The sequence below is a fragment of the Micromonospora rosaria genome (assembly GCF_001567585.1).
Taxonomy (GTDB): domain Bacteria; phylum Actinomycetota; class Actinomycetes; order Mycobacteriales; family Micromonosporaceae; genus Micromonospora; species Micromonospora rosaria.
Genome location: NZ_LRQV01000037.1, coordinates 25916 through 52705, shown reverse-complemented (window position 1 = coordinate 52705; position 26790 = coordinate 25916). Strand labels below are relative to the sequence as shown.

Below are 26790 nucleotides of genomic sequence, written 5' to 3'. Positions count from 1 at the left end.
GCGCCCCGGCCGGTGGGCAGCAGGTCGGGTGTCCCCCGGCCGGTCGGGCGAGGGGCCGGTGACCCGCCGGCCGCCACCGCGCGCAGCAGCGGTTCCACCTCGGCGGCGGCGAGGCGCCGCGCGGGGTCGCGGTGCAGCAGGCCGGTCAGCACCGGGGTCAGCGGGCCGGCCCGGCGCGGCGGGTCCGGCGGCTCGGTGGCCAGGGCGCTGAGCGTCGCCATGGCGTCGGCCCGCGCGTACGGCGAGCGGCCCTCGACCGCCGCGTACAGGGTCGCGCCGAGCGACCACAGGTCGGTGCGTGGGTCGGAGACGCCGCTGCGGGCGCGTTCCGGGGCGACGAACTGCGGGGAACCGAGCACCATCCCGGGGCCGGTCATCGCCCCGTCCCCGCTGGCGAAGGTGGCCAGGCCGAAGTCGGTCAGCACCACCCGGTCGTCGGCGGTGACCAGCACGTTGTGCGGCTTGACGTCGCGGTGCAGCACCCCCGCGGCGTGCGCGGCGCGCAGCGCGGCCAGCACGGCCAGCCCGACCCGGGCGGCGCGGGCCGGCTCCAGCGGCCCGTCGGCGGTGACGATCTGCTGCAACGACCGCGACGGCACGTACTCCATCACCAGCCAGTGGCCGTCCCAATCGGCGAGGACATCGTAGACGCGGACCACGTGGGGATGGTCCAGCCGGGCGGCGGTGCGCGCCTCCCGCAACGTGCGGCGGTGCACCTCGTCCCGTTCGGACTCGGTGAGCCAGCCGGGCGCGACGATCTCCTTCACCGCCACGTCCCGGTGCAGCATCTCGTCGCGGGCCCGCCACACCCGGCCCATCCCGCCGGTGCCGACCAGGGCCAGCAGCCGGTACCGGCCGGCGATCAGCGGCTGCTGCACCACGTACCCCCTCGACTACGTGACGTACACGATAGCCAGCGGGGCGGGCCTTCTCATCCTCCGTGCGCACCGTTGCGGGCGGTGCGCCGGCTCACCCGGCGACACCTCCGGCCACCAGCAGGTTCCCCTCCGGGATGTGAATCGGCGACCGGCTGCCGCGCAGCCGGTCGGTGGCGCGGCGGACCTGGAACCCGCTGTGCTCCCGGCCGGCCGCCGCGTACGTCGCGGCGGTCCGCTCGGCGATCGTCGCCCAGCCGTACCGCTTGCCGACCATCGCGCGGGCGCTGCGGGCCACCCGGCGGGCGAACACCTCGTCGCCGAGGAGCTGGTCCACCGCACCGGCGAGGGCGTGCGGGTCGCTGTGCGGGAAGGTCACCCCGGTCACGCCCGGCTCGACGATCTCGGCCAGCCCGCCGGTCGCCGCCACCGCCAGGGGCGCGCCGGCCGCCGCCGCCTCCAGCGCGATCATGCCGAAGGGCTCGTACAGGCTGGGTATCACCGTGGCGTCGGTGGCCCCCAGCACCGCCGGGAGCTGCTTGGCGTCGAGGAAACCGGCGAAGCGGATGGTGTCGCCGAGGGCCAGCCGCTCCGCCTCGGCCTGCAACTCCGCCCGGTACGGGCCGTCCCCGGCGATGAGCACCCGCAGCCCCGGGTGCCGCCGGCGCAGGTCCGGCACCGCGCGGACCAGGTGCTGCACGCCCTTCTCGTAGACCAGCCGCCCGGCGTACCCGATCAGCGGCCCGTCCCCGGCGAACCGGGCGCGGGCCGAGGCGACCGCCCGGGGCCGGGCGTGCCAGGCCCGGCCGTCCACCCCGTTGGGCACCACGTCGATCCGGCCGGTGGGCACCTCGAAGAGGGTGCTCACCTGCTCCCGCATGTACCCGGAGCAGGCGATCACCCGACCCGACGCGCCACTGAGCCAGTGCTCGACGCCGTGGATGGTGCGGTTCATCTCCTCGGGCAGCCAGCCCTGGTGCCGCCCGGCCTCGGTGGCGTGGATCGTGGTGACCAGGGGCAGGTCCAGGTGTTCGGCGAGGGTGATCGCGGTGTGGGCGACGAGCCAGTCGTGGGCGTGGATGACGTCGTAGGTGCCGGTGTCGGCGGCGCGTAGGGCGGCGCGGGTGAGGGTGTGGTTGAAGGCCATGGTCCAGGCGAGGAGGCTGCTGGTGGCCAGGGGGAAGGTGACGGGGTCCTCGGCGGCGCGGAGGATGCGGACGCCGTCGGCGTACTCCTCGTGGGGTGCGCCGTCGGTGTGGCGGGTGACGACGGTGACGTCGTGGCCGGCGGCGGCGAGGGCGACGGAGAGGGCGTGGACGTGGCGGCCGAGTCCGCCGACGAGCACCGGCGGGTACTCCCAGGACAGCATCAGGACACGCTGACGTCGGCCGGAGTGGATGTCGATCACGTGGGCGTCCAGTGACATGCGGCCCCCTTTGAGTTGTCTACTGCACGGCCCGGCCGGCACCCGGCGGGGGGTGCCGGCCATGGCTGCCCGGGATGGGGCCAATCCTCGCGCGGCCGGGCTAACCAGCGGAGACGCGGCCGTTGCGGTCGTGTAAAGCGCGCCTATCGGATCCGTCGGACACGCAGTAGTTCGGCCACCGACCAGGCCTGGAACGGGCACCCCGTGGCCCGGTACGGGGCGGACCCGTCGGTGGTCTCGCTCACCGACCCGAGCCCGTACTCGCGCAGGTGCGCCTCGATGCCGGGGAACAGGTCGTCGACGTCCAGGCCGGCCCGCCGGGCGGCGTCGGTGTAGGGGCCGAGCAGCCACGGCCAGACCGTGCCCTGGTGGTACGCGCCGTCCCGCTCGGCCGGGCCGCCGGAGTGCCGGCCGGCGAAGCCGGGGGAGTCCGGCGAGAGGCTGCGCAGCCCGAGCGGGGTGAGCAGGCCGGCGGCGATGCGGCGCAGCGCCTCCGCGTCCGGCTCCAACGGGGCGTACGGCAGCGACCAGGCCAGCAACTGGTTGGGCCGGAGCAGGTCGTCGTCGTGGTGCGCCGCCCCGCCCAGCGGGTACGCGGGCGCGGGGGCGTCCACCACGTCGTGCAGCCAGCCCACCGGCGCCGGGAACCGCTGCCGGAACGAGGCGTGCGCCCGGTGGTGCAGCCGCCACAGCTCGGCCGCGTCCTGCCCGGCCAGCTCGGTCAGCTCCGCCAACCCGGCCAGGCCGTTGATCCACAGTGCGTTGACCTCGACCGGCTTGCCGGTGCGGGCGGTCACCGGCACCCCGTACACCCGGGCGTCCATCCAGGTCAGCGCCGCGCCGGGGGCGCCGCAGGTGAGCAGGGCGTCGACCGGGTCGACGACGATGCCGTACCGGGTGCCCTTGAGGTGGGCGTCGACCACGCCGTGCAGCGCGGGCAGCAGCTCGTCGCCGAGGTCGGTGTCCCCGGTGACGGTGACGTGCCGGGCGACGGCGTGCAGGAACCAGAGGGTGCCGTCGACGGTGTTGTACTCCACCCGGCCGGTGTCGGCGGTGTTGGCGAGCATCCCCTCCGACAGGGTCGCCGCGTACCCGCGCAGCAGCGCCGCCCCCTCCTGCGCCCGTCCGGTGCAGAGGAACAGCCCCTCGTACGAGATCATCGTGTCCCGCGACCAGGCCCCGAACCACGGGTACCCGGCGACCACGTCGACCGGCGCGGCGGCGGTGCGGACCACGAACGCGTCGGCGGCCAGGGCGAGGGTCGCCTCGACGTCGTCGACCGGCTTCGCCGCCGCCACCACCCGCCGGTTGCGCTGCCGGGCCGCGGCCACCACCTCGACGGCCGGCACCGGCTCCTGGTCGAGCTGCCCGGCCCAGGCCAGCACCGACACCGTGTCGCCGGGGCGCTCCAGGGTGCCGGAGAACCGGCCCGCGTACCAGAGGTCCTCCTCCGCCGGCAGGCCCCGGGCGGCCTCCTCGCGGTGGCGGACCCCGAGCCACCACTGCCCCTCCGGCACCCACCCCGGGCCGGCCAGCCGGTACGCCCCCTCGACCACCGCCCCGCCGGCCACCGGCTCCACGCGCGGGGCCGGGCCGTCGGCGCGGCGCTCGCCGTGCGCGTCCCGCCAGGTGCAGACGGCGGCCAGGTCGAGCTGCACCGGCCCGCCGGCGACCAGCCGGTGCACCACCGCCACGCAGGGCCGGCCGGGCAGCATGGCGATCTCCCGTTCGATCACCACGTCGCCGATCCGCCACCGCCACCGGGGCACACCGTCGATGATGGCGAAGTGCTCCAGCAGCTCGAAGCCGCGCGGGTCGACCGTGTCCGGGGACCACTCGTGCGCCCCGAGCCGGACCTGCGCCCCGGACGGCAGCACCACCGCCGGGTCCAGGCTGACCAGCCCCACGGTACGGGCCGCCGGGGTCTCCCCGGCCACCACGAGCAGGCCGTGGTAGCGACGGGTGCGCAGGCCACTGACGGTGCCCATGGCGTACCCGCCGAGGCCGTCGGTGACCAGCCACTCGCGGGACGCCCCGCCGGTCAGCTCGGCACAGAGCTGCGGACCGAAACTGATATCGATCAACTTTCCTCCAGCGGCGGCAAGGTGTAACACGCCACGACAACAATGGCCGCAGTGGTCAAGGACTCCCGCGACGTCGAAGATTGGCAGGTGCTCACAGACGTGTCCGCTTCCCACGAACTGTCCCCCGATGCCGAGCGCACCCGGTTGGCCCAGGCCGACTCGGGTGAACAGGCGTGGCGCGCATGGGGTCCCTATCTGTCCGAACGGGCGTGGGGGACGGTACGGGAGGACTACAGCGAGCACGGCACAGCCTGGGACTACTTCCCCCACGACCACGCGCGCTCCCGAGCCTACCGGTGGAACGAGGACGGCATGGCGGGCGTCTGCGACGACCGGCAGACGTTCGCCTTCGCGCTCGCGCTGTGGAACGGCAAGGACCCAATCCTCAAGGAACGGATGTTCGGGCTCGGCGGCGACGGCGGCAACCACGGCGAGGACGCCAAGGAGTACTGGTGGTACGAGGACTCCACGCCGACCCACTCCTGGATGCGCTGGCGGTACCACTACCCGCAGGCCGCGTTCCCGTACGACGACCTGGTCGCGGTCAACACCCAGCGCGGTCGGGACGACACCGAGTACGAGCTGGTCGACACGGGGATCTTCGACGACGACCGGTACTGGGCGGTGAGCGTCGACTACGCCAAGGCCTCCCCGACCGACCTGTGCATGGTGGTGACCGTCGCCAACCGGGGTGACGCCGACGCCGTCCTGCACGTGCTGCCCACCCTCTGGTACCGCAACACCTGGGCGTGGGGGTTGCCCGGCAGCGACCGGATCCCCCGGCTGACCGGCGAGCCGGCCCGCCGGGGGCGCAGGCGGGCCAGTTCCCGGGGACCCGCCGGCCCGGCCACGGCGGCCCGGCTGGTGGGGGAGCACCACGTCCTGGGCCAGCTCGTGCTGACCGGCGACGGCGACCCGACGCCGCTGCTCTGCGACAACGACACCAACGCCGACCGGCTGTGGGGGCTGCCCGGCCGGTCGCCGTACCCGAAGGACGGGATCAACGACCACGTGGTCGGCGGCGCCGCCACGGTCAACCCGGCCCGGGAGGGCACCAAGGGCGCGCTGCACTACGTGCTGGCGGTGCCGGCGGGTGGGCAGCGGCAGATCCGGCTGCGGCTGACCCGCACCGCGCCGCCCCCGGCGAGCACCCCGCCGCCCCCGGCCGACCTGGGCGCCGGCTTCGACGCGGTGGTCTGGGCCCGGCGGGCCGAGGCGAACCGGTACTTCGCCGGGGTGATCCCCGAGGCGGCCACCCCGGACGAGGCGCTGGTGGCCCGGCAGGCCATCGCCGGGCTGATGTGGGGCAAGCAGTTCTACCACTTCGACGTCAAACGGTGGCTGGAGGGCGACCCGGGCTCCACGCCCCCGCCGGCCGGTCGCCGGCACGGGCGCAACAGCGCCTGGTGGCACATGACCAGCTTCGACGTCATCTCCATGCCGGACCCCTGGGAGTACCCCTGGTACGCCGCCTGGGACCTGGCCTTCCACTGCGTCAGCATCGCCCGCGTGGACCCCGGTTTCGCCAAGGAGCAGATCCTGCTCCTGCTGCGCGAGTGGTACCTGCACCCCAACGGCCAGATCCCGGCGTACGAGTGGGCGTTCGGGGACGTGAACCCGCCGGTGCACGCCTGGGCGGCGCTGAAGGTCTTCGAGATCGACGGGTCGCGGGACCGGGAGTTCCTGGCCCGGGTGATGCACAAGCTGATGCTGAACTTCACCTGGTGGGTCAACCGCAAGGACACCGGGGGGAACAACGTCTTCGAGGGCGGCTTCCTGGGGCTGGACAACGTGGGCCCGTTCGACCGGTCGGCGGCGCTGCCGGTGGCCGGGGTGCTGGAGCAGTCCGACGGCACCGGCTGGATGGCGATGTACGCGCTCAACCTGCTGGACATCGCGATCGTGCTGGCCGAGCAGGACCGCACCTGGGTGGACACCGCCTGCAAGTTCTTCGAGCACTTCGTCTACATCGCCGCCGCCGCGTACTCGCAGGGGCTGTGGGACGACGAGGACGCGTTCTTCTACGACGTGCTGCGGCTGGCCGACGGCAGCCAGGTCCCGCTGCGGGTACGGTCGGTGGTGGGGCTGCTGCCGCTGGCCGCGACCACCCGGCTGACCGCGCGGACCCTGGACCGGCTGCCCGAGCTGAGCGCCCGGATCCGCTGGTTCCTCACCAACCGCCCCGAGTACGCCCACGTCATCGACGCCCGCCGGCTCGGCCCGGACGGCCGCCAGCAGCGGCTGCTGTCCATGGTCGGCCCGGACCAGGTGGTCCGGCTGCTGGCCCGGATGCTGGACCCCGACGAGTTCCTCTCCGAGTACGGGCTGCGCACGCTGTCCCGCGCGCACCTGGACAAGCCGTTCTCGGTGACCCTCGGCGGGCAGGAGTTCAGCGTCGGGTACGAGCCGGCCGAGTCGACCAGCGGCCTGTTCGGCGGCAACTCCAACTGGCGGGGTCCGATCTGGATGCCGACCAACTTCCTGCTGGTCAGCGCGCTGCGGGACTACGCGGCGTTCTTCGGTGACGACCTCCAGGTGGAGTACCCGACCCGGTCGGGGGTGAAGCGGACGCTCGACGAGATCGCCGACGACCTGTCGGCCCGGCTGATCGCCCTGTTCACCCGGGACGGGTGGGGCCGGCGGCCGATCTACGGTGCCTGTCAGCTCTTCCAGACCCACCCCGACTGGCGGGACCTGATCGCCTTCCCGGAGTACTTCCACGGTGACAACGGGGCCGGCCTGGGCGCCTGGCACCAGACCGGCTGGACGGCGCTGGTGGCCGACCTGATCCTCACCCTGCGCCGCTGACCGGCCCGGCCAGGGGCCCGCACCAGGCGGGCCCCTGGCGGCGGCTGTCGTCGCTGCTCGCCGCGGTCGAGGGCCGGTCACCAGCGGTTCCGCCGCAAGGGCGGTGACGAACAGCGCCGGTGGTGGCGGTGCTGTTACGTCGGTACGCCCCATTTTCGGCTTGCTGGTAATCGGCAGGTGACAGGCTCGTGACGTCTTGTCCGGCCGGACGGGCGGGCCCTACCGTGAGGCCCACGTCACGATCCTCACGGGGTGGGTCGGGGCGTACCGAAGTCCGGGCGCGGGCACCGCGGAACTGAGTGCCGGCGGGTCGGCTCGCCGTGGGAGCCCGGTGTGGAGCGGCGTGCCCTGCCCGCCGGTGCTGCCGCGGTGGGTCCCGCCGCGACCCGGGCTGTTGGGTCAGGACCGGGGAGTTGCGGACCCGGTCCTGACCCGTGGGGGCCGGGCGGGCCGAACTGCCGGATGCCCGATTGACATCGTGACCCTCGGTGGTGTCGGCGTTACCATCCATCGCGTGCCCGGACCCGTCGACGGAACCACCCGGACCGCGAGCCCCCGGCCCCGGTGGCCCCACCAGCGGCGTCGCCTCCCGGTTGGGGACGGTGGTCCGGCTGACCCCGAGTGGATCGTCCCCCCTGTGCCGGCCGTGTCGACCACGGCCCGGGAGCCGGCGGCCGGATCGGTCGGGTAATGCTGATGAGCCCGTGCGGTGACGGGCGTACCCTCACCGGCCGGGGCGACGACGGACCGGGAGGACCGATGAACGACAGCGGCGGCGGGACGGCCGGGGGGCGACGGAGCGGGCAGGTGCTGGTCTTCGACGCCGACGACACGCTCTGGGAGAACAACATCCTCTTCGAGCGGGTGATCGACGACTTCCTCGACTGGCTGGACCACCCCACCCTGGACCGGCGCGAGATCCGGCACATCCTCGACGACATCGAGCGGGCCAACGTGGTCGCCCACGGGTACGGCAGCAAGGTCTTCCTGACCAGCCTGCACGACTGCATGGAGAAGCTGCGCGAGCGGCCCGCGACCGACCGGGAGCGGCAGGAGATCGAGGCGCTCGCGGCGGCCCTGGCGCAGCGTCAGGTCGAGCTGATTCCCGGGGTGGCCGAGACGCTGACCGCCCTCGCCGACCGGCACGACCTGTTGCTGCTGACCAAGGGCGACGACGACGAGCAGCGCCGCAAGATCGAGGCCTCCGGGCTGGACCGGCACTTCCGGGCCGCCCACGTGGTCGCCGAGAAGGACGTCACGACCTACCGCTGGCTGACCCGGGAGCACGGCCTCGACCCGGCCCGGGCCTGGATGATCGGCAACTCCCCGAAGTCGGACATCCTGCCGGCCCGCGCCGCCGGGCTCAACGCGGTGTTCATCCCCAACGACAACACCTGGGTCCTGGAGCACGACGAACTCGACCCGTCCGACGCCGGGGTGCTGCACCTGGCGGCCTTCACCGACCTGCTGGCGCACTTCTGACCCGGCACCCCGACGTCGGACGGCCGGGTCAGCCCAGTTCGCCCCGGACGATCGCGATCGCGATCCGGCAGAACTCGTCCATGTCCGGGCTGAACCCGGCCGCGATGTCGGGGTGCAGACCGGCCCGGGTCTCGTCGAGCAGACGCTGGCACACCTGCTCCACCGGCTCGCCGGCGTAGCTGGCGCGGACCCGGTCGGTGGCCGCCTGCAAAGCCGAGGTCAGCTGTTCCTCGAGCGGGCCGCGCAGCTTCTGCTGCACGGGGTCGAGCCCGCTCGGGTCGAGCGTGACATGTGGCTCCGACATCGGTGCTCCCTTCGTCGGCGTCCGCGGTACCCCACCGCGAGCGCCGGTCAAACCGCCGCCGGCGCGGCGGCGACCCGGACCTGGTACGAGAAGTCCTCGGCGGGTTCCTCGGCGTACGACAGCCGGCGGATCTGCCGGTCGTCGGTGTAGAGGGCGACGTCGACGAGGACGCCGAGGTGGGCCAGCCCGATGGTGGCCACCCGCTTCTTGTCCTGCAACACCGCGCAGACCCCGCCCAGCAGGGTGCTGGCGTCGGAGGTGCGGTGTCCAGGCGGGCAGCGCAGGGTCAGGTCGACCTCGATCGGCCCGGTCAACGGCGTCCAGCCGGTACGCTGGGCCGCCGCCAGGGCTGCCTGGAGCAGGGCCCGGACCCTCGTCGCCTGGCGGTGGCCGGCGGCGAAGATGGACAGGGCCTCGGTCTTGACCGGTGGCAGGCCGCTCACCTCGAATGTCAGGGCGAGAGCGCGGGTGTCCTGCACGACGGCACCTCCTCGGAGAACGATCCTGCCCAACCGGTCCCGGTAACAGGGGTGTTCCCGCGATTACCAACCGATCGGACGGTGCTGGGGTCGGCCGGAGGCGTATCGACGTCGACGGCGACGCGCCGGCCCGTGAGGCTTGCGAGAAGCTCGGGTGAGGCTTGCGGAGCGGCTCAGGCGGTGAGGCGTGCGGTGAGCTTGGCACCAGACGCTAGTGCACTCGGCGTGACACCGGAACACCCGGTTGGTCACTGATTCCTATCAGTCGTCACGCAGTGGAGTCGGGCGGGAAGGCACAGAACTCGTTGCCCTCCGGGTCGGCCATGATCCACCACGGCAGATCCGAGGTGCGCTCGCGCAGCAGCGTCGCCCCGTGCCGGATCAGCGGCGCGGGCGTCGGGTCGGTGAGGGTGACGTCCCAGTGCATCCGGTTCTTGACCGTCCGGCGCTCGGGCGCCGGCTCGAAGATCCAGCGGTGCCAGGGGAAGCCCGCCGCGTCCACCACCGACGCCACGCCCGTCGCGGGCACCGCGCCCGGGGTGCCGGAGCCCGCCGGGTCTGCGGAATCGGCCGGGTGCAGGTCGGCCCGGCCACCGAGGGCCCGCGCCCACCAGTGGGCCTGGGCGGCCGGGTCGGCCGCGTCGACCACCAGGTGGCACGGGCCGGGCCGGGTGTCCGCGCGGGCGGGCAGGGCGGCGAAGAGGTTGCCCTCCGGGTCGGCCAGCACCCACCAGTCGATCTCCGAGTCCGGCTCGCGGACGAGCCGGGCGCCGGCGGCCCGTAGCCCCTCGGGGCCGGGCTCGGCGAGCCGCAGGTCGAGGCGGACGCGGGTCCTGCCGGTGCGGGGCTCGGGCACCCGGTTCACCCAGATCGACTCGGCGGGGGAGGCGGGTGGGGCCGCGTCGACCCGGGTGTCCCCGTCGCCGGTGTCCACCAGCCGGCCGCCGAGCACCTCCGCCCAGAACGCCCCCAGCAGACGGGGGTCGGCCGCGTCCAGACAGAGATCCTTGAACCGGGCGATCATCGCCCCATCATCCCCAACCCCGTCCACCCGGCCCGGCCGGCCCCCGCCCGGCCGGTATCCATCGTGGACACCGAGGGGGCCGGCCGGGTGGGGAAGGGGCGGGTGGTCAGTGGCGGGCGCGCTTGATCTCGTGGAAGGCCGGCATCCGGATCAGCGGGAGCAGGGAGTCCCAGAGCACCAGCGCGTCGTCGGTGTCGGGGACCTCGGTGAGGATCGGCCCGTGGACGCCCCGCTCGGCGCTGGGGACCATCAGGACCGGGGAGCCGATGTCCGGGCCGGCCGAGGAGTACGCGAGGGCGTGCGACTCGTGCACCGCCCGGTCCCAGCTCTCGTCCTCCAGCGCCGACGCCACCGCGTCCAGCCCGGCCGCCTCGACGGCGGTGGCCACGATCTTGTCGGAGAGCGGATTGCCGGCGTCGTGGCTGTGCTCGCCGAGCGCGGTGTAGAAGCGGCCCGCGTCGTCGTGCCGACCCTGCGCGCGCAGCGCCTCGACCAGCCGCAGCGTCCGGGCGGAGGCGGCCATCGGCTCGGCGAACTGCGGTGGGACCTTCCCGGCGTTGAGGATCGACAGGCTGAACGCCCGCCACTCGACGGCCAGGTTCCGGGCCTCGGCGACCCGGACCAGCCAGCGGGACGCCCGCCAGGTCCACGGGCAGACGGGGTCGAAGAAGAAGGTGGCATCCATCCGCCAGAGCGTACGGGTGCCCGCCGGACCCCGCACCCGCCACGCCTTCCGCACTCGCCCGCCCGCCGCGCCGGCCGCACCACCGCCCTGAGCCGGGCCGCCCGGCCGCCCAGCCGGCCAGCCGCCCTGCCCGCCCGGCCCGGGGCCCGGCCGCCGCGTCGGTCCGGCGGGACGACCGGGACCCGGTGCCGGGAACGGGACGAACGAGGGCGCGGGTGACGCCACGACGGGGCGGTCCCCGCCTCTGTGTCCGATACTTTCCAGTCGCGCTGCGGCCAGGTTTCGCCGCTTCGCAGGTCGGGCAGTGTTGACGCCACGAAACGCCTGGGGGCGGGTCGGACCGGTAACGGTCAGAGGAGTCTCGCCGTACGCCGGGGCCACGGACCCCTTCCCCGGTTCTCGCCGATGCACATGAGGGGGAGGCGATGACGAACCACGTCGACCAAGCGCGACATCGGCGTCGGCCACGGGTACGGGTGGCCGCGGCGGCCACTGCGGTGGCCCTGCTGGCGCCGCTGGCCGCGTGCGGCTCGGACGAGGCCGGCGGCCCGCCGACGATCAACCTGTACTACGGGCCCGAGCAGAACCTGCAGCAGGTCGTCGACGACTGCAACGCCGAGGCGCAGGGCCGCTACCGGATCGTCTACCGGACGCTGCCGCGCGAGGCAGACGACCAGCGGGTGCAGATGGTCCGCCGGCTCGCCGCCGAGGACAGCGGGATGGACGTGCTCGGTCTCGACGTCACCTGGACCCAGGAGTTCGCCAGCGCGAACTGGATCCGGGAGTGGACCGGGCAGCACAAGGCCGACGTGGAACAGGGCACCCTGGCCGGCCCCCTTCAGACCGCGACCTACGAGGACCGGCTCTACGCCGCCCCGAAGAACACCAACGTGCAGCTGCTCTGGTACCGCAAGGACCTGGTGGAGCAGCCGCCGACGACGTTCGACGAAATGATCCAGCAGGCCCAGGACCTCAAGAGCCAGGGCAAGCCGTACCGGGTGCTCACCATGGGCGCCCAGTACGAGGGTCTGGTCGTCTTCTACAACACCCTGGTCGCCAGCGCCGGCGGGAACATCGTCAGCCCGGACGGCAAGCGGGCGGAGATGGACGAGGGGGCGGTGCGGGCGCTGGAGACCCTCCAGCGGTTCGCCACCTCCGGGGTCACCTCGCCGTCGTTCAGCAACTCCGCCGAGGACCCGGTCCGGTTGGAGTTCCAGTCCGGCAACGGCGCCTTCCAGCTCAACTGGCCGTTCGTCTACCCGGCGATGCAGGAGGCGAACCCGGAGCTGGCGCAGCAGGTCGGCTGGGCCCGGTACCCCGGCGTCGACCCGGGCACCCCCGGCAAGGTCACCGTCGGCGGGTACAACCTGGCCGTCAGCGCGCACTCGCAGCACCCGGAGGAGTCCTTCGAGGCCGCCGCCTGCCTGCGCAACGAGAAGAACCAGAAGTTCTCCGCGATCAACGACGGTGTCCCGCCGACCATCGAGGCGGTCTACGACGACCCGGAGATGGACGAGGCGTACCCGATGAAGGAGACCATCCTGGCGGAGCTCCAGGACGCGGCGACCCGGCCGCTGACTCCGGCGTACCAGAACATCTCCACGGTGATGTCGGCGTACCTCTCCCCGCCGTCGGCGATCCGGCCGCAGCAGACCGCCGAGGAACTGCGCGGCGCGATCGCCGACGCGCTGGAGTCGAAGGGAGTGCTGCCGTGAGCGAGCGGACCGTCGCCGCGCCGCCGGCCGGGGCCGAGGCCACCGGGACCGGGGGCGAGCAGGCCACCGAGCGGCACCCCTACGCGCCGCCGCCGCGGGGGCGTCGCCGCCGGGCCCCGCTGAGCGAGAACAAGCGCGCCGAGCGTCGGCTCGGCTGGCTGCTCTGCGCGCCCGCCGCGCTGGTGATGCTGGCGGTGACCGGGTACCCGATCCTGTACTCGGTCTGGCTCTCCCTGCAACGCTTCGACCTGCGCTTCCCCGACGAGCGGCAGTTCGTCGGGCTGGAGAACTACGCCACGGTGCTGTCCAACGAGTTCTGGTGGACGGCGTTCGGGGTGACCATGCTGATCACGGTGGTCACCGTCGCCGTCGAGCTGGTGCTCGGCATGGGCCTGGCGCTGATCATGCACCGGACGCTGGTCGGGCGGGGGATCGTCCGGACCGCGGCGCTGATCCCGTACGGCATCGTGACGGTGGTGGCCGCCTTCTCCTGGCGGTACGCCTTCACCCCCGGCACCGGCTACCTGGCGGGCCTGTTCGACGGGACCGACCCGTTGACCGAGCGGGCCAGCGCGCTGGGGATCATCATGCTGGCGGAGATCTGGAAGACCACGCCGTTCATGGCGCTGCTGCTGATGGCCGGCCTGGCCCTGGTGCCGGAGGACCTGCTCAAGGCGGCCTCCACGGACGGGGCCACCGCGTGGCAGCGGTTCACCAAGGTGATGCTGCCGGTGATGAAGCCGGCGATCCTGGTCGCCCTGCTGTTCCGCACGCTCGACGCGTTCCGGGTCTTCGACAACATCTTCGTGCTGACCGCCGGGGCCAACGAGACCTCGTCGGTGTCGATGCTCGCCTACAACAACCTGATCCGGGGCCTGAACCTCGGCATCGGCTCGACCATGTCGGTGCTGATCTTCATCACCGTGGCGATCATCGCGTTCATCTTCGTGAAGCTGTTCGGTACCGCTGCCCCCGGCAGCGACGACGGGGAGAGGCGTTGACATGGCGGACACCACCACCCGGGCCAAGTTCCGCTGGGGTCTGCTGGACGTCTTCGTGGTCGTCTTCGCGCTGATCCCGGTGCTCTGGATCGCGTCGCTGTCGTTCAAGACCCCGGCCACGCTGACCGACGGCAAGTTCATCCCGCGCGAGTGGACGCTGGAGAACTACCGGTCGATCTTCAGCACCGACCAGTTCGTCCGGGCCCTGGTCAACTCGATCGGCATCGCCCTGATCGCCACCCTCATCGCGGTGGTGCTCGGCGCGATGGCCGCGTACGCGATCTCCCGCCTGGACTTCCCCGGCAAGAAGCTGCTGGTCGGCGTCTCCCTGCTGATCGCGATGTTCCCGCAGGTCTCGCTGGTGTCGCCGCTGTTCGAGATCGAACGGCAGCTCGGCCTCTTCGACACCTGGCCGGGGTTGATCCTGCCGTACATCACCTTCGCCCTGCCGCTGGCGATCTACACGCTGTCGGCGTTCTTCAAGCAGATCCCGTGGGACCTGGAGAAGGCGGCGAAGATGGACGGCGCCACCCAGGGCCAGGCGTTCCGGCGGGTCATCGCCCCGCTGGCCGCGCCGGGGCTGTTCACCACGGCGATCCTGGTCTTCATCTTCTGCTGGAACGACTTCCTGTTCGCGATCACGCTGACCTCCACCGAGCGGGCCCGTACGGTGCCGGTCGCGTTGTCGTTCTTCACCGGCGAGTCGCAGTTCGAGGACCCCACCGGGGCGATCTGCGCCGCCGCCGTGGTGATCACCGTTCCGATCATCCTGTTCGTGCTCTTCTTCCAGCGCCGGATCGTGTCCGGGCTGACCTCCGGCGCCGTCAAGGGATAGGTGGGTAGACGTGGCTGACATCGTGCTCGACAAGGTGAGCAAGAAGTTCCCGGACGGGACCGTCGCGGTGGCCGACGTCGACCTGGAGATCGCCGACGGCGAGTTCGTGATCCTGGTCGGTCCGTCCGGGTGCGGCAAGTCCACCACCCTGAACATGATCGCCGGGCTGGAGGACATCAGCTCCGGTGAGCTGCGCATCGGCGGGCAGCGGGTCAACGACAAGGCCCCCCGGGACCGGGACATCGCGATGGTGTTCCAGTCGTACGCGCTGTACCCGAACATGACGGTGCGGGAGAACATGGCGTTCCCGCTGCGCCTGGCCAAGCTCGACAAGGAGACCATCAACGCCAAGGTCGACGAGGCGGCGAAGGTGCTGGAGCTGACGCCGCTGCTGGACCGCAAGCCGGCCAACCTCTCCGGTGGCCAGCGGCAGCGGGTGGCGATGGGGCGGGCCATCGTCCGCCAGCCGAAGGCGTTCCTGATGGACGAGCCGCTGTCCAACCTGGACGCCAAGCTGCGGGTGCAGATGCGGACCGTGGTGTCCCGGCTGCAGAAGCAGCTCGGCACCACCACCGTCTACGTCACCCACGACCAGACCGAGGCGATGACCCTCGGCGACCGCGTGGTGATCATGCGGGGTGGGGCGGTGCAGCAGGTCGGCCCGCCGCAGGAGCTGTACGACAACCCGCGCAACCTCTTCGTCGCCGGCTTCATCGGCTCGCCGTCGATGAACTTCCTGCACGCCGCCGTGGAGGAGGGCCGGCTGCGGACGGCGTTGGGGGACGTGCCGGTCGGCGACCGGCTCCGCCGCGAGCTGGAGGGGGCCGACGCCCCCCGTGAGCTGATCCTGGGCATCCGTCCCGAGCACTTCGAGGACGCCGACCTGATCGACGACGACACCCGGCAGCGGGGGATGGAGTTCACCGCCCCGGTCGACATCGTCGAGTCGATGGGCTCGGACAAGTACGTCTACTTCACCGTCGAGGGGGAGCGGGCCAGCGCCGCCGAGCTGGAGGAGTTGGCCGCCGACGCCGGTGCCGCCGACTTCGCCGGGGGCGGCTCGAACCTGGTCACCCGCCTGTCGGCGGAGTCGACCGTGACCGAGGGCCAGGACCGGCGGGTCTGGTTCAACCTGGAGAAGATCCACCTGTTCGACCCGTCCACCGGCCGCAACCTGACCCTCCACGAGGGCCGCGCCGCCGGCGCCCTCGCCGCCTGACCCCCCACCCCCGCCCTCACCCCGCCCGAGCCTCCGCGATCTTGCAGTTGCGGTCCGGACAGAAGCCGCATTCCCCGCAGAACGGGGGCCGCAACTGCAAGATCGCGGTACGGGGTGGGGCGCAGGCGCGGGGGTGGTCAGGGGTGGGGGGTCCAGGTGAGGGTCAGGGGTAGGCCGAGGAAGGTGGCGTACCCGGTCAGGGCCGTCTCCACCTGGGCCCGGGTGGCGGGGGCGAGGGCGACCAGGGGGTGGACGGTCACGCTGACCCTGGTCTTGGCGACGGTGCGTTTCCAGGTGCCGACCACCCGGCCGTCGTGCACGACGGTGGGCTGGAAGACGCCGTTGCCGCCCGGGATGACCGCCTGCTGGTGCGCCGGGTCCAGCAGCAGTGAGCGGTCCTTGTAGCCGAGCAGGTACTCGTCGAAGCCGGGCAGGGTGTGCACGTCGTCGACCGGGGTCGGGGGCGCGTCGAGCAGGGCCGGGTCGACCAGCGCCGGCGCTCCGTCGACGGTGACGGTGGTCAGCGCGTCCCCGGCTTCGGCGATGCCGCGCTTGGCGTCGGCGGCGGTCAGCCCCGTCCAGCCGGCGAAGTCCTGCCGGGTGGTGGGGCCGTGGCTGCGGAAGTAACGCCGGGCCAGGATGCCCAGGGCCTCGTCCCGCTCGGGCCGGTGCGGGTCGGGTACCCACTCGTCGAGCAGGGCGAAGGTCTGCTCGGTGCCGACGTGCGGGGCGATGCAGGTGACGCCGCGCTGGGCGGCGTACCAGAGCAGGTGGTAGCCGCGCTGACCGGTGGTCTCGACGCCGGCCGCGGTGAGCGCGGCCAGGCACTCGGCCCGGGTGAGCCGGACCCCGCCGGCCAGGGCCGTGCCGAGCACGTCGGCGGCCCGGTCGGCCTCGGCCTCGGTGAGCCCGAGCACGTCCCGCCGACGCTGCGCCCCGGCCAGGGCGCGGACCCCGGTCACCGCGAGCATCCAGTGCGCGTCCCGGGACGGCACCAGGTGCACGGTGCCCCGCATCGGCCAGGTGCGCAGCGCCTCCCGCCGTTCCAGGGCCTCCTGCACGTCGGCGCGGGTCCGGCCGGGCAGGCGGACGCCGAGCGACCAGAGGCCGCTGGCCGCGTCCTGGGCCTGCATCGCGCCGAACCACTCGACGACGTCGGCGACCGTGTCGGGTCGGGTGGCCGGGTGCGGGCGCAGCAGCAGGCTGGTCATCCGCAGCGCGCGGGCCTCGGCTGCGGTGAGGTCCACGGCCATCGGCGGGCTCCTTCGTCCGGTCCGCCGGTCAGCGTAGCCGCCGGCACCGGGCCGGGTGACGGCACCGGCCGGGCCAGGCCGCCGAACGGGAGGGGCCGCCGAACGGGAGGGGCGAGCAGCAGAGCGGGACGGCGCGCCGGGCGGCAGCGCGGGAGGAGAAGGCCACGGGCCAGCCGGCGGAGCCAGGACGGGGCGGGCGGCCCCTGATCGCGCTGCGCCAGCGCCGTTGCCGACGGAGCGCGATCCCCCGTTCAGGTACGCCGGCGCGGGGCGGCGGGCTGACCTGCCGGCGCCGGTCGTCTCAGGATGCGCCGGTGCCGGCCCTGCGGAAAGCGTTTTCGGGGGAGCTTGCGGATATCTTGAGCAACGCCGACGAGGGCTCAGCCCCGGCGGGGTTGCGGGACCCGGACGGCGGCCATGCCGGCCGCCGTGGCGGACTCGATGCCCAGGTCCGCGTCCTCGAAGACGAGGCAGGCCTGCGGTGGTACGCCGAGCAGGCGGGCGGCGAGCAGGAACGGCTCCGGGTCGGGCTTGGGGCGGGTGTAGTCGCCGGCGCAGACCAGGACGTCGAAGCGGTCGAGGAGGCCGAGCGCGTCGAGGCTGGCGGTGACGGAGTCGCGGGTGCTGCCGGAGACCACGGCGAACGGGATGCGGCCGTGCGCGTCGTCGATGTGCCGCAGCACATCGGGGATGCCGGTCGCGGTGGGCAGCAACTGCTGGTAGAGGGCTTCCCGGCGGGCGACCACGGCCTCCACCGGCATGGCCAGGCCGTGCCGGTCGTTGAGGGTGGCGACGATGTCGGCGGTGGGCAGACCGGCCCAGGCGTAGAAGAGGTCCTCGGGGAAGGCGCAGCCCCACTCGTCGAGGGTGCGCAGCCAGGCCGTGTAGTGCAGGGGCATCGAGTCGACGATGGTGCCGTCGCAGTCGAACAGGTACGCCTGGAAGTCACCGGTGGGCAGGGGCAGCGTCACCGGCCCAGGCTATCGCCCGGCGGTCGGCCCGCCGCCGGCCGCCCCGCGCCCTGAGGCGCGCGACACCCGCCGGGGCGGGCTCAGAGCCGTTGGTGCATGACGAGCAGGTCGACGTACCCCTGGGTGGGGTGGTGGAAGGCCTCCGGCACCCGGCCGACCACCTCGAAGCCGAGCGACCGCCACAGCCGTACCGCCCGGGTGTTGGTCGCCACCACCGCGTTGAACTGCATCGCCCGGTACCCCTCGGCGCGGGCCAGGTCGAGCACGTGCTGGCCGAGCCGCCGGCCGACGCCCTGCCCGGCGGCGGCCGGGGCCACCATGAAGCTGGCGTTGGCGACGTGCGCGCCGGGGCCGAGCTGGTTGGGGGTCAGCTTCGCCGAGCCGAGCACCGTGCCGGCGGGGTCGACGGCGACCACGGTGCGTCCCGGCGTGGGGACCAGCCAGATGCTGCGGGCCTGGTCCTCGGTGACGTCGCGCGGATAGGTGTACGTCTCACCGGCCGCGACGATCTCCCGCAGGAAGGGCCAGATGGCGGGCCAGTCGGCGGCGGTGGCATCCCGGATCTGCACGGTGTCGAGCATGCCAGCGGGGCGCGGCCGGGCGGTGGGCGGGTGGCTCACAGCAGCCCGGCGGCCATCGCCGTGGTGACCGCGGCGGTGCGGTCGGAGACGCCGAGCTTGGCGAAGGTCCGCATCAGGTGCGTCTTCACCGTCGCCTCGCCGATGTGCAGTTCCCGGCCGATCTCCGGGTTGGAGCGGCCCTCGGCGACCAGCCGCAGCACCTCGACCTCGCGGGGGGACAGCGTCTCGCGGGTCGGGGTGGGCTGGCGGACCTGGCGCAGCAGCCGGGTCGCCACGGAGGGGGCCAGCACGGTGTCGCCGCGGGCGGCGGTGCGCACGGCGGCGACCAGGTCGGCCCGGGAGACGTCCTTGAGCAGGTACCCGGCCGCGCCCGCCTCGACCGCGCGGAGGATGTCCGCGTCGGTCTCGTAGGTGGTGAGCACCACCACCCGGGTGGCCGGGGACCCGGCGAGGACCCGTTCGGTCGCGGTCGCGCCGTCCAGGCCGGGCAGGCGCAGGTCCATCAGGACCACGTCGGGGCGCAGCGCCCGCGCCGCGGTGACCGCCTCGTGGCCGGAGGCCGCCTCGCCGACGACGGTGATGTCCGGCTCGCCGGCGAGCAGCCCGGCGACCCCGGCGCGGACCAGCGCGTGGTCGTCCACCAGCAGGACCGAGATCACGGGTACGGCACCTCCACCCGTACGGTGGTGCCCGCGCCGGGGGCGGAGCGGACGGTCAGGGTGCCGTGGACCTGCTCGACGCGGGCGCGCATGGCGTCCAGGCCGTACCCGCCGGTGGTGGTGTCGGGGGTGAAGCCGGCGCCGTCGTCGGTGACCTCCAGCAGCACGGTGTCGGTGCCCTGGTCGAGCCGGAGCCGCACGGTGGTGGCCCCGGCGTGCCGGCGGACGTTGGCCAGCGCCTCCTGGGCGGCCCGCAGCAGCACCACCTCGACGGAGGTGGCCAGCGGCCGGGGGGCACCGGTGGCGGCGCAGGTGGCGGTGACGGCGGTGTCCCGGCCGAACCGGTCGACGAGCCGGTGCAGGGCCTGGGCCAGCGGGGAGCCGGTCAGCTCGCCGGGGGTGAGCGCGGCGACGAGTCCGCGGACCTCGGCGAGGTTCTCCCGGGCGGTGCGCAGGGCCAGGTCCAGGTGTCGGCGGGCACCGGCGGTGTCGCGGTCGAGGTCGGCGTCGGCGGCCTGGACCAGCATCACGACGCTGGACAGGCCCTGGGCGATGGTGTCGTGGATGTCGGCTGCCAGACGTTGCCGTTCGGCGGTGATGCCGGCCTGGTGGGACAGGGTCGCCACCTCCGTTCGGGAGCGGTCGAGTTCGGCGATCAGGTCGGCGCGGCGTTCGCTCTCGGTGACGGTGCGCTGTGACCAGACGCCGAGCACCGATCCCACGAGCACCACCATCGCGGCCACCAGCGCCGGGCCGCCGTACTCGGCCGGGTCGGCGGTGCGGGCCACGAGCACCACCACGTGCACGCTGTTGAGCAGCAGCAGGGCCGCGATCGAGGGCAGCGCCGGGAGGAGCATGAAGACCTGCGGGCAGAGCGCGAAGAGCACGAACGAGGTGGAGCCGGCCAGCAGCACCGCCGGCGCGTAGAGGGCGAGGACGCCGGCGAGGTAGAGGTATCCGCGCCGGTCCTCGACCGAGTCGCGCATCAGGGGCCGGCCGATGGTGGCGTACCAGCCGGCGAGCGCGGTGAAGAGGGCGAGGACGCCGAGGCGGGCGGGGGTGGGGTGGCGGGGGTCGAGGGCCACCAGGGCGCCCACGCCGACGGTGACGGCGGCGAAGTAGGTGTCCCAGATCCAGAACCGGGCCGCCCAGCCGGTGGCGGCTCGGGCGCCGGCCGGGTGGCGCAGGCCGTCGAGGGCCACCGCCGTCGCGCTGCTCACCGGTTCCGCCGGCCCTGCCAGCGGAAGGTGGTCAGACACAGCAGCAGTCCTCCGATGCACCAGGCGACCAGCACGAGCGCGGTCCGGCCGTGCTCCCAGGAGGGTACGACCTCCTGGGGCAGGATGGTGTCCGGCAGGAACGCCGAGCGGAAGCCCTGGGCCATCCACTTGAGGGGGAAGAGCGCGCCGAGGGTGCGCAACGGTTCCGGCAGCGCGGCGACGGGGGTGAAGAAGACCCCGGAGACGAAGGCCAGGACCAGGTAGGGCAGGTTCAGCACGGCGGCGGCGCTGCGGGCCGAGCGGGCCAGGGCGCTGACCGCGATGCCGAGCAGGGCGCAGGCGGTGCCGCCGAGCAGGAACACCCAGCCGAGGGTGAGCCACCGGGCGGGGTCGGCCGGGAGGGACAGGTCGAAGGCGAGTACCCCGACGGCGATCAGCAGGACCGCCTCGCCGACGCTGACCACCAGCGCCATCAGGGTCTTGCCGACGACGTACGCCGCCGGTGGCATGGGCAGGCCGCGCAGCCGGCGCAGGGTGCCGTCGTCGCGGTCGGCGGCGATGCCGGTGCCGAGGTTGATGAAGGTGGTGGAGGCGACCCCGGCGGCGATCATGCTGGGTGCCAGGTACTGGGCGGAGGTGACGTCGCTGCCCGGGTACACGCCGTCGAAGAGCGCGCCGAGCAGGATGAGGATCACCGCCGGCATGGCGACGGTGAAGACCACCGCGTCGCGTTCGCGGCGGAACGCGGTCAGTTCGAGCACGCCCCGGTGCAGCCCGAGGCGCAGGACGGCGCGGAGGGGGGTGGGTCGGGCGGTGGTGGTCACGAGGGTGCTCCGATCAGCTCCAGGTAGGCGTCCTCCAGGCTGGGCCGGGTGACGCTGAGCCCGGGGACGGTCCCGCCGTAGCGGCGGGTCAGGTCGGCGACGAGGGCGGCCGGGTTGTCGGTGTCGCGCTGCCCGCCGGTCCAGCGCACGGTGCTGCGGGCGGTGGCCCGTCCGCCGAGGGTGGCCGGGTCGCCCTCGGCGACCACCCGGCCGGCGGCGACGACCACGACCCGGTCGGCGAGGGCCTCCACCTCGTCGAGGTAGTGGGTGGTGAGCAGGATCGTGGTGTGCCGCTCGGCGGCGAGGGCCCGGATCAGTGCCCAGAACTGCCGGCGGGCCTGCGGGTCGAAGCCGGTGGTCGGTTCGTCGAGGAAGAGCAGGCGGGGGCGGCCGAGCACGCCGAGGGCCACGTCGAGGCGGCGGCGTTGGCCGCCGGAGAGGGTACGGATGCGGGCGCGGGCCCGGTCGGCGAGGCCGACCAGGTCGAGGACCTCTCCGGGGTCGCGGGGGTCGGGGTGGTAGTGGGCGAAGTGCCGGACGGCCTCGCCGACGGTCAGTTCGGCGAGGTCGGCGGCGCCCTGGGTGACGACGCCGACGCGGGAGCGCCAGGTGAGGCCGGCGCGGGCGGGGTCCTCGCCGAGCACCCGGACCTCGCCGTCGTCGCGGGCCCGCAGGCCGGCGAGGATCTCCACGGTGGTCGTCTTGCCGGCGCCGTTGGGGCCGAGCAGGGCGAGCACCTCGCCGCAGGTGACGTCGAGGTCGATTCCGGCCAGGGCGACCCGGTCGCCGTAGGTGCGGCGGAGTCCGCGGACCCGGACCGCGGGGGTGTCGGTCATGCTCCGATCGTCGGGCCGGGGGCGGGCCGTGCGCGACGACCGGTGGCAGGAACCGTGGTGTCCGTCGACCGGGGGACGCCCCCTGCGGTGTTTGACGGGGCAAGTATCGGGTAGTCGCCGGAGTTGATCCCGGACGAGGAGGAACCACCTGATGGACGGCCAGACCAAGGTTGCGGTGATCTACTACAGCGCCACCGGCATCACGTACCAGATGGCGCAGTCGGCGTCCGAGGCCGCCGGGGAGGCCGGTGCCGAGGTCCGCCTGCGCAAGGTGCGGGAGCTCGCCCCGGACGAGGCGATCCGGTCCAACTCGGGCTGGCAGGCGCACCGGCTGGAGACCCAGGACGTGATGGAGGCCGAGCCGGACGACCTGTCGTGGGCCGATGTGGTGATCTTCGGCTCGCCGACCCGGTACGGCATGATCGCCGCCCAGCTCAAGCAGTTCATCGACACCACCGGCCCGCTGTGGGCGCAGGGGGCGCTGGCCAACAAGGTCTACTCCGGTTTCACCTCGACGGCCACCTCCAACGGGGGGCAGGAGTCGACGCTGCTGGCCCTGTTCAACGTCTTCTACCACTGGGGCGGGATCGTGGTGGCGCCCGGGTACACCGACCCCAGCCAGTTCGTCGCGGGCAACCCGTACGGCGCCTCGCACACCAGCAACAACGGGGAGATCCCGCCGGACCACGTGGCGCTGGCGGCGACCGCGCTGACCGCGAAGCGGGCCGTGGAGATCGGTACCGCGCTGCGCCGGGGCCTGGCGGCCGGCTGACCGGGGGTGGGGCAGCGGCCGGGGCCGGACGGGTCCGCTCCCGCCCGGCCCCCACCGGCTAGCCCCGGTCCGTCACGCCCCGCTCCGTGGGGTGGTGCGTGGCCAGCGTGCGCTCCGGGCGGGCCAGCAGGTGGCCGAGCAGGTCGGCCAGGACGGCCAGGCCGTCCGGGCTGAGCACCGACTCCGGGTGGAACTGCACCCCCGCGAAGCCGGGGCCGCGCAGCGCGTGCACCGCGCCGTCGGTGTCGGTGTCGTCGCGGGCCACCTCCACCGGCCCGTACCGGCTGGGCAGCCGGTCGGTGCCGGCCAGCGCGGTGAACGTCGAGTAGAAGCCGACCCGGCGGGTCGTGCCGAAGAGCCGGATCCGCCGCTGCACCCCCTGGTAGGGGCTGGCCCGCCGGTGCAGGGGCAGGCCGAGCAGCCCGGCGAGGACCTGGTGGCCCAGGCAGACCGCCAGGGTGGGCCGGCCGGCGGTGAGCAGTCCGGTCAGCAGCGTGCGCAGCGCCTCGGTCTTCGGTTCGTCGCCGCCCGGGTCACCCGGGCCGGGGCCGACCACCACCAGGTCGTGAAGGTCGAGGGGGCCGGGCTGCTGCCAGGGGCGGACCTCGACGGTGAGGCCGAGGGCGGTGAGCTGGTGGGCCAGCATCGCGGTGAAGGTGTCCTCGGCGTCCACGATCAGCGCCCGGCGTCCGGCCAGGCCGGGCAGCACGGTGCTGCCGGGTGGGCGCTGGTCGAGCCAGAACCGGGCCAGCGGCTCGTTGCGGGCGGCCAGCGTGGCGCGGACCTCGGGGTCGTCGGCGAGGCGTACCGCCGGGTCGGGGCCGGCGGCGGGGGCGTCCGGGCCGAGTCCCAGCGCGGCCAGCACGCCGGCGGCCTTGGCGTGGGTCTCGGCCACCTCCCCGGCGGGGGTGGAGTGGCGGACCAGGGTCGCGCCGACCTTCACCCGTACCTCCCCGGTGGGGGCGAACTCGGCGGTGCGGATCAGGATCGGCGCGTCGAGGGTCTGCCGGCCGGCGTCGTCGCGGCCGAGCAGGGCCAGCACGCCGGCGTAGTGGCCCCGGCCGGTGCGTTCGTGCCGGGCGATCACCCGGCAGGCGTTCTCCATCGGGCTGCCGGTGACCGTCGGGGCGAACATCGTCTCCCGCAGCACCTCGCGCACGTCCCGGGAGCTGCGGCCGGCGAGCAGGTACTCGGTGTGGGTCAGGTGCGCCATCTCCTTCAGGTACGGGCCGACGACCTGCCCGCCGTGCTCGGCGACCCGGGCCATCATCTTCAGCTCCTCGTCGAGCACCATGTACAGCTCCTCGACCTCCTTGGGGTCGTGCAGGAACCGCAGCAGGGCGGCCCGGTCGGCGGTGGCGCCGGTGTGCCGGAAGGTGCCGCTGATCGGGTTCATCATGACCAGCCCGTCGTCGACGCTGACGTGCCGTTCCGGGCTCGCCCCGACCAGGGTGCGGGTGCCGGTGTGCACCAGGAAGGTCCAGTACGCGCCGCGTTCGCGGGTCAGCAGCCGGCGCAGCGCGGTCAACGCGGCGCGCAGCGGCGTCCCCTGCGCCCGCGCGGTCAGGGTGCGGTGGATGACGAAGTTGGCCCCCTCGCCGCGCCCGATCTCCTCGGCGAGCACCCGGGCGACGGTGGCCGCGTACTCCCCGTCGGTGCTGTCGAAGGCGGCGTCGGTGGCGACCAGCGGGTCGGCCGGCAGCGCGGCGAGGGCCTCGGCCGTGCCGATCCGTTCGGCGGCGTCGACGACCAGGCACTCCAGGGGGGTGCCGTCGTCGACGCAGGCGAACCCGCGTTCGGTGACCTGCCGGTAGGGCACCAGGGCCAGGGTGTGCGGCCCGGCTCCGGAGGCGGGCAGCGGGATGTCGGCGAGCCGGTCGGCCACCCGCAGCGTACCGGTGAACAGGTCCAGGTGGTCGGCGCCCTCGCGGCGGACGAGGGCGAACGGCCCGGGGCCGCGGCCGTCGGTGACGGCGGCGAGCAGGTCGGGCAGGCGGGACATGGGGTTCTCCTCGGGGCTCGGGTGCCACCGTCGGGGGCGGCCCGGGAGCCGGGAGGGACCGGCGACCGCCTGGTCGGCGGCCGCGTCGGGGTAGCTACGCGCGGGAGGTGGCCGCCGGGTCGGCGGGCCACCAGCAGGACGTCAGCGCGGGCATGTGCCCACCCTACGCGGCGGGCGCGGCGACCGGAAGCGCTCCGGGCGACACCACGCGGGCGCGGGGCGACCGGCGGGAGCGGTCGGGGCGATCGGAGACGGTCTGCGGGGTCGTTTCGCGGCGGACCGGGTTCCCGCACCCGCCCGGCTGGGTACGGTGACCCGCGATGAGGATTCTCGCGCTGGACCTGGGGACGTCCTCGGTGCGGGGGCTGGTGCTCGACGCGGACGCCGAGGTGCTGCCGGGCGCCCTGGCCCGGCGGCGGACGGGGGTGAACACCACCGACCACGGGGCGGGGACCCTGGACGGGCCGGGCTACCTGGCCGGTCTGGTGGAGTGCCTCGACGAGTTGGGGGCGGGCGGGCATCTGCGCGGGGTGGCGCGGGTCGCGGTCTGCGCGCAGTGGCACTCGGTGGTGCCGCTGGACCGCCGGGGCGCGCCGCTGGGGCCGGTGTTGACCTGGCTGGACACCCGGGCGGTGCCACCGCCGGGCGCGGTGGGGCCGGTCGACGCGGACGCCTTCCACCAGCGCACCGGCGCCTGGTGGCACCGGACCTACTGGTCGGTGCGGCTGCCCTGGCTGCGGGAGCGGTCCTCGGTGCCGGTGGCCCGGTTCGCCGGGCTCGCCGAGTTCGTGCTGGCGGCGCTGCTGACCGAGGCGCCGATGTCGATCTCGTTGGCCTCCGGCACCGGCCTGCTCGACCTGCGCACCCTGGACTGGGACGCGGAGGCGTGCGAGCTGGCCGGGGCGGGCCCCGGGGAGCTGCCGGAGCTGGCGCCGACGTCGTGGTCGGGCCGGTTGCGCCCGGAGTACGCCCGGCGCTGGCCGGACCTGGCGGGGGCGCGCTGGCAGCCGCCGATCGGCGACGGTGCGGCGTCCAACATCGGGTCGGCCTGTGTCGACGGGACCCGGGCGGCGGTGACCGTGGGGACCTCGGCGGCGGTGCGGTTGATGCAGGCGGTGCCCGCCGGGGTGCCGCTGCCGCCGCTGCCGGAGCGGCTCTGGCGGTACCGGGTGGACCACGGCCACGTGGTCACCGGGGCGGCGTACTCCTCCGGGGGGAACCTGTTCGCCTGGGCCGACCGGGAGTTGCGGCTGCCCTCCGGTGCGGAGTTGGACGCGGCGCTGGCCCGGGTACCGGCCGACGGGGGGACGCCGACCGATCCCCGCTTCGGTGGGGACCGGCCGCCGGGTCTGGCCCCGGCGGGGTCCGGGCGGGTCGGTGGGCTCAGCTTCGGCACCAGCGCGGTGGAGATCCTGGCCGGGCTGATGCGGGGGCTCTGCGACCAGGTCGCCGAGGACCTGACGGTACTGGAGTCCACGGTGGACCGCACGGTGACGGCGGTGCTGGGCGGTGGCGCGTTGGCGGCGTCGCCCTGGTGGCGGCGGGCTTTCGGGGCGGCGCTCGCGCCGCGCACGGTGTGCTGGCAGCCGGATCCGGAGATCGGCGCGGCGGGTGCCGCGTTGGCCGCAGTGGGCCGGTTGACCGACGCCGCGGAGCCGGTCGACATCGGCCGGACGGATGAGCCGCAGCCACCGACCACGCCAGCTTCCGTGCGCCCTGCGTATCCTTCCTGAGC

General features: G+C 74.0%; 23 protein-coding genes. 8 read left to right on the top strand and 15 right to left on the bottom strand.

Features of this window, described 5'->3' with window-relative positions:
- From AWW66_RS12830 to AWW66_RS12820, 3 genes are all read right to left on the bottom strand, one after another.
- A partial coding sequence (locus AWW66_RS12830; protein WP_245648210.1) for a serine/threonine-protein kinase occupies positions 1–818 on the bottom strand: 818 nt, incomplete at its 3' end.
- Positions 819–969: 151 nt separating this feature from the next.
- Positions 970–2301 (bottom strand): glycosyltransferase family 4 protein, encoded by a 1332-nt coding sequence (locus tag AWW66_RS12825; RefSeq protein WP_157527430.1) that lies wholly within the window; start codon positions 2299–2301, stop codon positions 970–972.
- A gap of 143 nt (positions 2302–2444) precedes the next feature.
- Positions 2445–4385, bottom strand: a complete 1941-nt coding sequence (locus AWW66_RS12820; RefSeq protein WP_067364752.1) for an amylo-alpha-1,6-glucosidase — start codon at positions 4383–4385, stop codon at positions 2445–2447.
- 42 nt (positions 4386–4427) lie between these two features.
- On the opposite strand from AWW66_RS12820, the gene AWW66_RS12815 reads away from it, so the two are divergent.
- Both AWW66_RS12815 and AWW66_RS12810 read left to right on the top strand, forming a co-directional pair.
- Positions 4428–7193, top strand: a complete 2766-nt coding sequence (locus tag AWW66_RS12815; RefSeq protein WP_067364749.1) for an MGH1-like glycoside hydrolase domain-containing protein — start codon at positions 4428–4430, stop codon at positions 7191–7193.
- A gap of 759 nt (positions 7194–7952) precedes the next feature.
- Positions 7953–8675 carry an HAD family hydrolase gene (locus tag AWW66_RS12810; protein WP_067364775.1) on the top strand — a complete coding sequence of 241 codons (723 nt, stop codon included), beginning with the start codon at positions 7953–7955 and terminating at the stop codon, positions 8673–8675.
- Positions 8676–8703: 28 nt separating this feature from the next.
- Here the strand turns inward: AWW66_RS12810 and AWW66_RS12805 are convergent, their stop codons facing one another.
- The 4 genes from AWW66_RS12805 to AWW66_RS12790 form a co-directional block, all read right to left on the bottom strand.
- The gene (locus AWW66_RS12805; RefSeq protein ID WP_067364746.1) at positions 8704–8979 is read right to left on the bottom strand and encodes a hypothetical protein; all 276 of its coding nucleotides are present in this window, start codon (positions 8977–8979) and stop codon (positions 8704–8706) included.
- Between the two features lie 47 nt (positions 8980–9026).
- Positions 9027–9458, bottom strand: a complete 432-nt coding sequence (locus AWW66_RS12800) for a RusA family crossover junction endodeoxyribonuclease (protein WP_067364743.1) — start codon at positions 9456–9458, stop codon at positions 9027–9029.
- A gap of 268 nt (positions 9459–9726) precedes the next feature.
- A complete protein-coding gene (locus tag AWW66_RS12795; protein WP_067364736.1) occupies positions 9727–10482 on the bottom strand; it encodes a VOC family protein in 756 nt (251 codons plus the stop codon).
- Between the two features lie 106 nt (positions 10483–10588).
- Positions 10589–11167, bottom strand: coding sequence for a mycothiol-dependent nitroreductase Rv2466c family protein (locus tag AWW66_RS12790; RefSeq protein ID WP_067364773.1), 579 nt, complete (start codon positions 11165–11167; stop codon positions 10589–10591).
- Between the two features lie 425 nt (positions 11168–11592).
- Between AWW66_RS12790 and AWW66_RS12785 the strand changes: the two genes are divergently transcribed.
- The 4 genes from AWW66_RS12785 to AWW66_RS12770 are packed head-to-tail and all read left to right on the top strand — an operon-like array spanning position 11593 to position 15937.
- Positions 11593–12882, top strand: a complete 1290-nt coding sequence (locus AWW66_RS12785) for an ABC transporter substrate-binding protein (protein ID WP_067364733.1) — start codon at positions 11593–11595, stop codon at positions 12880–12882.
- Entirely contained in the window at positions 12879–13883 is a 1005-nt protein-coding gene (locus AWW66_RS12780) for a carbohydrate ABC transporter permease (protein WP_067364730.1), read from the top strand. Before AWW66_RS12785 ends, AWW66_RS12780 begins: the two co-directional genes overlap by 4 nt.
- A gap of 1 nt (position 13884) precedes the next feature.
- Positions 13885–14718 carry a carbohydrate ABC transporter permease gene (locus tag AWW66_RS12775; protein WP_067364727.1) on the top strand — a complete coding sequence of 278 codons (834 nt, stop codon included), beginning with the start codon at positions 13885–13887 and terminating at the stop codon, positions 14716–14718.
- A gap of 10 nt (positions 14719–14728) precedes the next feature.
- A complete protein-coding gene (locus AWW66_RS12770; protein ID WP_067364725.1) occupies positions 14729–15937 on the top strand; it encodes an ABC transporter ATP-binding protein in 1209 nt (402 codons plus the stop codon).
- 137 nt (positions 15938–16074) lie between these two features.
- Here AWW66_RS12770 and AWW66_RS12765 read toward each other — a convergent pair whose 3' ends face one another.
- The 7 genes from AWW66_RS12765 to AWW66_RS12735 all read right to left on the bottom strand — a co-directional run bounded on the left by AWW66_RS12765 (position 16075) and on the right by AWW66_RS12735 (position 22281).
- Complete coding sequence (locus tag AWW66_RS12765; RefSeq protein WP_067364722.1) at positions 16075–17190, bottom strand: winged helix DNA-binding domain-containing protein; 1116 nt, start codon at positions 17188–17190, stop codon at positions 16075–16077.
- Positions 17191–17570: 380 nt separating this feature from the next.
- Positions 17571–18161, bottom strand: a complete 591-nt coding sequence (locus AWW66_RS12760; protein WP_067364719.1) for an HAD family hydrolase — start codon at positions 18159–18161, stop codon at positions 17571–17573.
- Between the two features lie 80 nt (positions 18162–18241).
- A complete protein-coding gene (locus tag AWW66_RS12755; RefSeq protein WP_211271927.1) occupies positions 18242–18730 on the bottom strand; it encodes a GNAT family N-acetyltransferase in 489 nt (162 codons plus the stop codon).
- 47 nt (positions 18731–18777) lie between these two features.
- On the bottom strand, positions 18778–19401 hold the full coding sequence (locus tag AWW66_RS12750) for a response regulator (RefSeq protein WP_067364716.1): 624 nt from the start codon (positions 19399–19401) through the stop codon (positions 18778–18780).
- Positions 19398–20621: a sensor histidine kinase gene (locus tag AWW66_RS12745; protein ID WP_245648208.1), complete on the bottom strand. Its 1224-nt coding sequence runs from the start codon at positions 20619–20621 to the stop codon at positions 19398–19400. Before AWW66_RS12745 ends, AWW66_RS12750 begins: the two co-directional genes overlap by 4 nt.
- Entirely contained in the window at positions 20618–21445 is an 828-nt protein-coding gene (locus AWW66_RS12740) for an ABC transporter permease (protein ID WP_067364713.1), read from the bottom strand. Before AWW66_RS12740 ends, AWW66_RS12745 begins: the two co-directional genes overlap by 4 nt.
- A complete protein-coding gene (locus tag AWW66_RS12735; RefSeq protein ID WP_067364710.1) occupies positions 21442–22281 on the bottom strand; it encodes an ABC transporter ATP-binding protein in 840 nt (279 codons plus the stop codon). The genes AWW66_RS12740 and AWW66_RS12735 overlap by 4 nt, the downstream gene beginning before the upstream one ends.
- Positions 22282–22432: 151 nt before the next feature.
- Between AWW66_RS12735 and wrbA the strand changes: the two genes are divergently transcribed.
- Positions 22433–23053, top strand: a complete 621-nt coding sequence (gene wrbA / locus AWW66_RS12730) for an NAD(P)H:quinone oxidoreductase (RefSeq protein WP_067364707.1) — start codon at positions 22433–22435, stop codon at positions 23051–23053.
- Positions 23054–23111: 58 nt separating this feature from the next.
- Here the strand turns inward: wrbA and AWW66_RS12725 are convergent, their stop codons facing one another.
- On the bottom strand, positions 23112–25055 hold the full coding sequence (locus AWW66_RS12725) for an anthranilate synthase family protein (protein WP_067364704.1): 1944 nt from the start codon (positions 25053–25055) through the stop codon (positions 23112–23114).
- A gap of 320 nt (positions 25056–25375) precedes the next feature.
- Here AWW66_RS12725 and AWW66_RS12720 point away from each other — a divergent pair, with 320 nt between their 5' ends.
- Complete coding sequence (locus tag AWW66_RS12720; protein ID WP_067364701.1) at positions 25376–26788, top strand: FGGY family carbohydrate kinase; 1413 nt, start codon at positions 25376–25378, stop codon at positions 26786–26788.
- The last annotated feature ends 2 nt before the right edge of the window (positions 26789–26790 follow it).

Coding starts and splice junctions, on each gene's coding strand:
- AWW66_RS12825 (WP_157527430.1), bottom strand. CDS start 2,301: ATGTCACTGGACGCCCACGTGATCGACATCCACTCCGGCCGACGTCAG.
- AWW66_RS12815 (WP_067364749.1), top strand. CDS start 4,428: ATGGCCGCAGTGGTCAAGGACTCCCGCGACGTCGAAGATTGGCAGGTG.
- AWW66_RS12765 (WP_067364722.1), bottom strand. CDS start 17,190: ATGGCCGTGGACCTCACCGCAGCCGAGGCCCGCGCGCTGCGGATGACC.
- AWW66_RS12810 (WP_067364775.1), top strand. CDS start 7,953: ATGAACGACAGCGGCGGCGGGACGGCCGGGGGGCGACGGAGCGGGCAG.
- AWW66_RS12795 (WP_067364736.1), bottom strand. CDS start 10,482: ATGATCGCCCGGTTCAAGGATCTCTGTCTGGACGCGGCCGACCCCCGT.
- AWW66_RS12775 (WP_067364727.1), top strand. CDS start 13,885: ATGGCGGACACCACCACCCGGGCCAAGTTCCGCTGGGGTCTGCTGGAC.
- AWW66_RS12785 (WP_067364733.1), top strand. CDS start 11,593: ATGACGAACCACGTCGACCAAGCGCGACATCGGCGTCGGCCACGGGTA.
- AWW66_RS12720 (WP_067364701.1), top strand. CDS start 25,376: ATGAGGATTCTCGCGCTGGACCTGGGGACGTCCTCGGTGCGGGGGCTG.
- wrbA (WP_067364707.1), top strand. CDS start 22,433: ATGGACGGCCAGACCAAGGTTGCGGTGATCTACTACAGCGCCACCGGC.
- AWW66_RS12735 (WP_067364710.1), bottom strand. CDS start 22,281: ATGACCGACACCCCCGCGGTCCGGGTCCGCGGACTCCGCCGCACCTAC.
- AWW66_RS12790 (WP_067364773.1), bottom strand. CDS start 11,167: ATGGATGCCACCTTCTTCTTCGACCCCGTCTGCCCGTGGACCTGGCGG.
- AWW66_RS12805 (WP_067364746.1), bottom strand. CDS start 8,979: ATGTCGGAGCCACATGTCACGCTCGACCCGAGCGGGCTCGACCCCGTG.
- AWW66_RS12725 (WP_067364704.1), bottom strand. CDS start 25,055: ATGTCCCGCCTGCCCGACCTGCTCGCCGCCGTCACCGACGGCCGCGGC.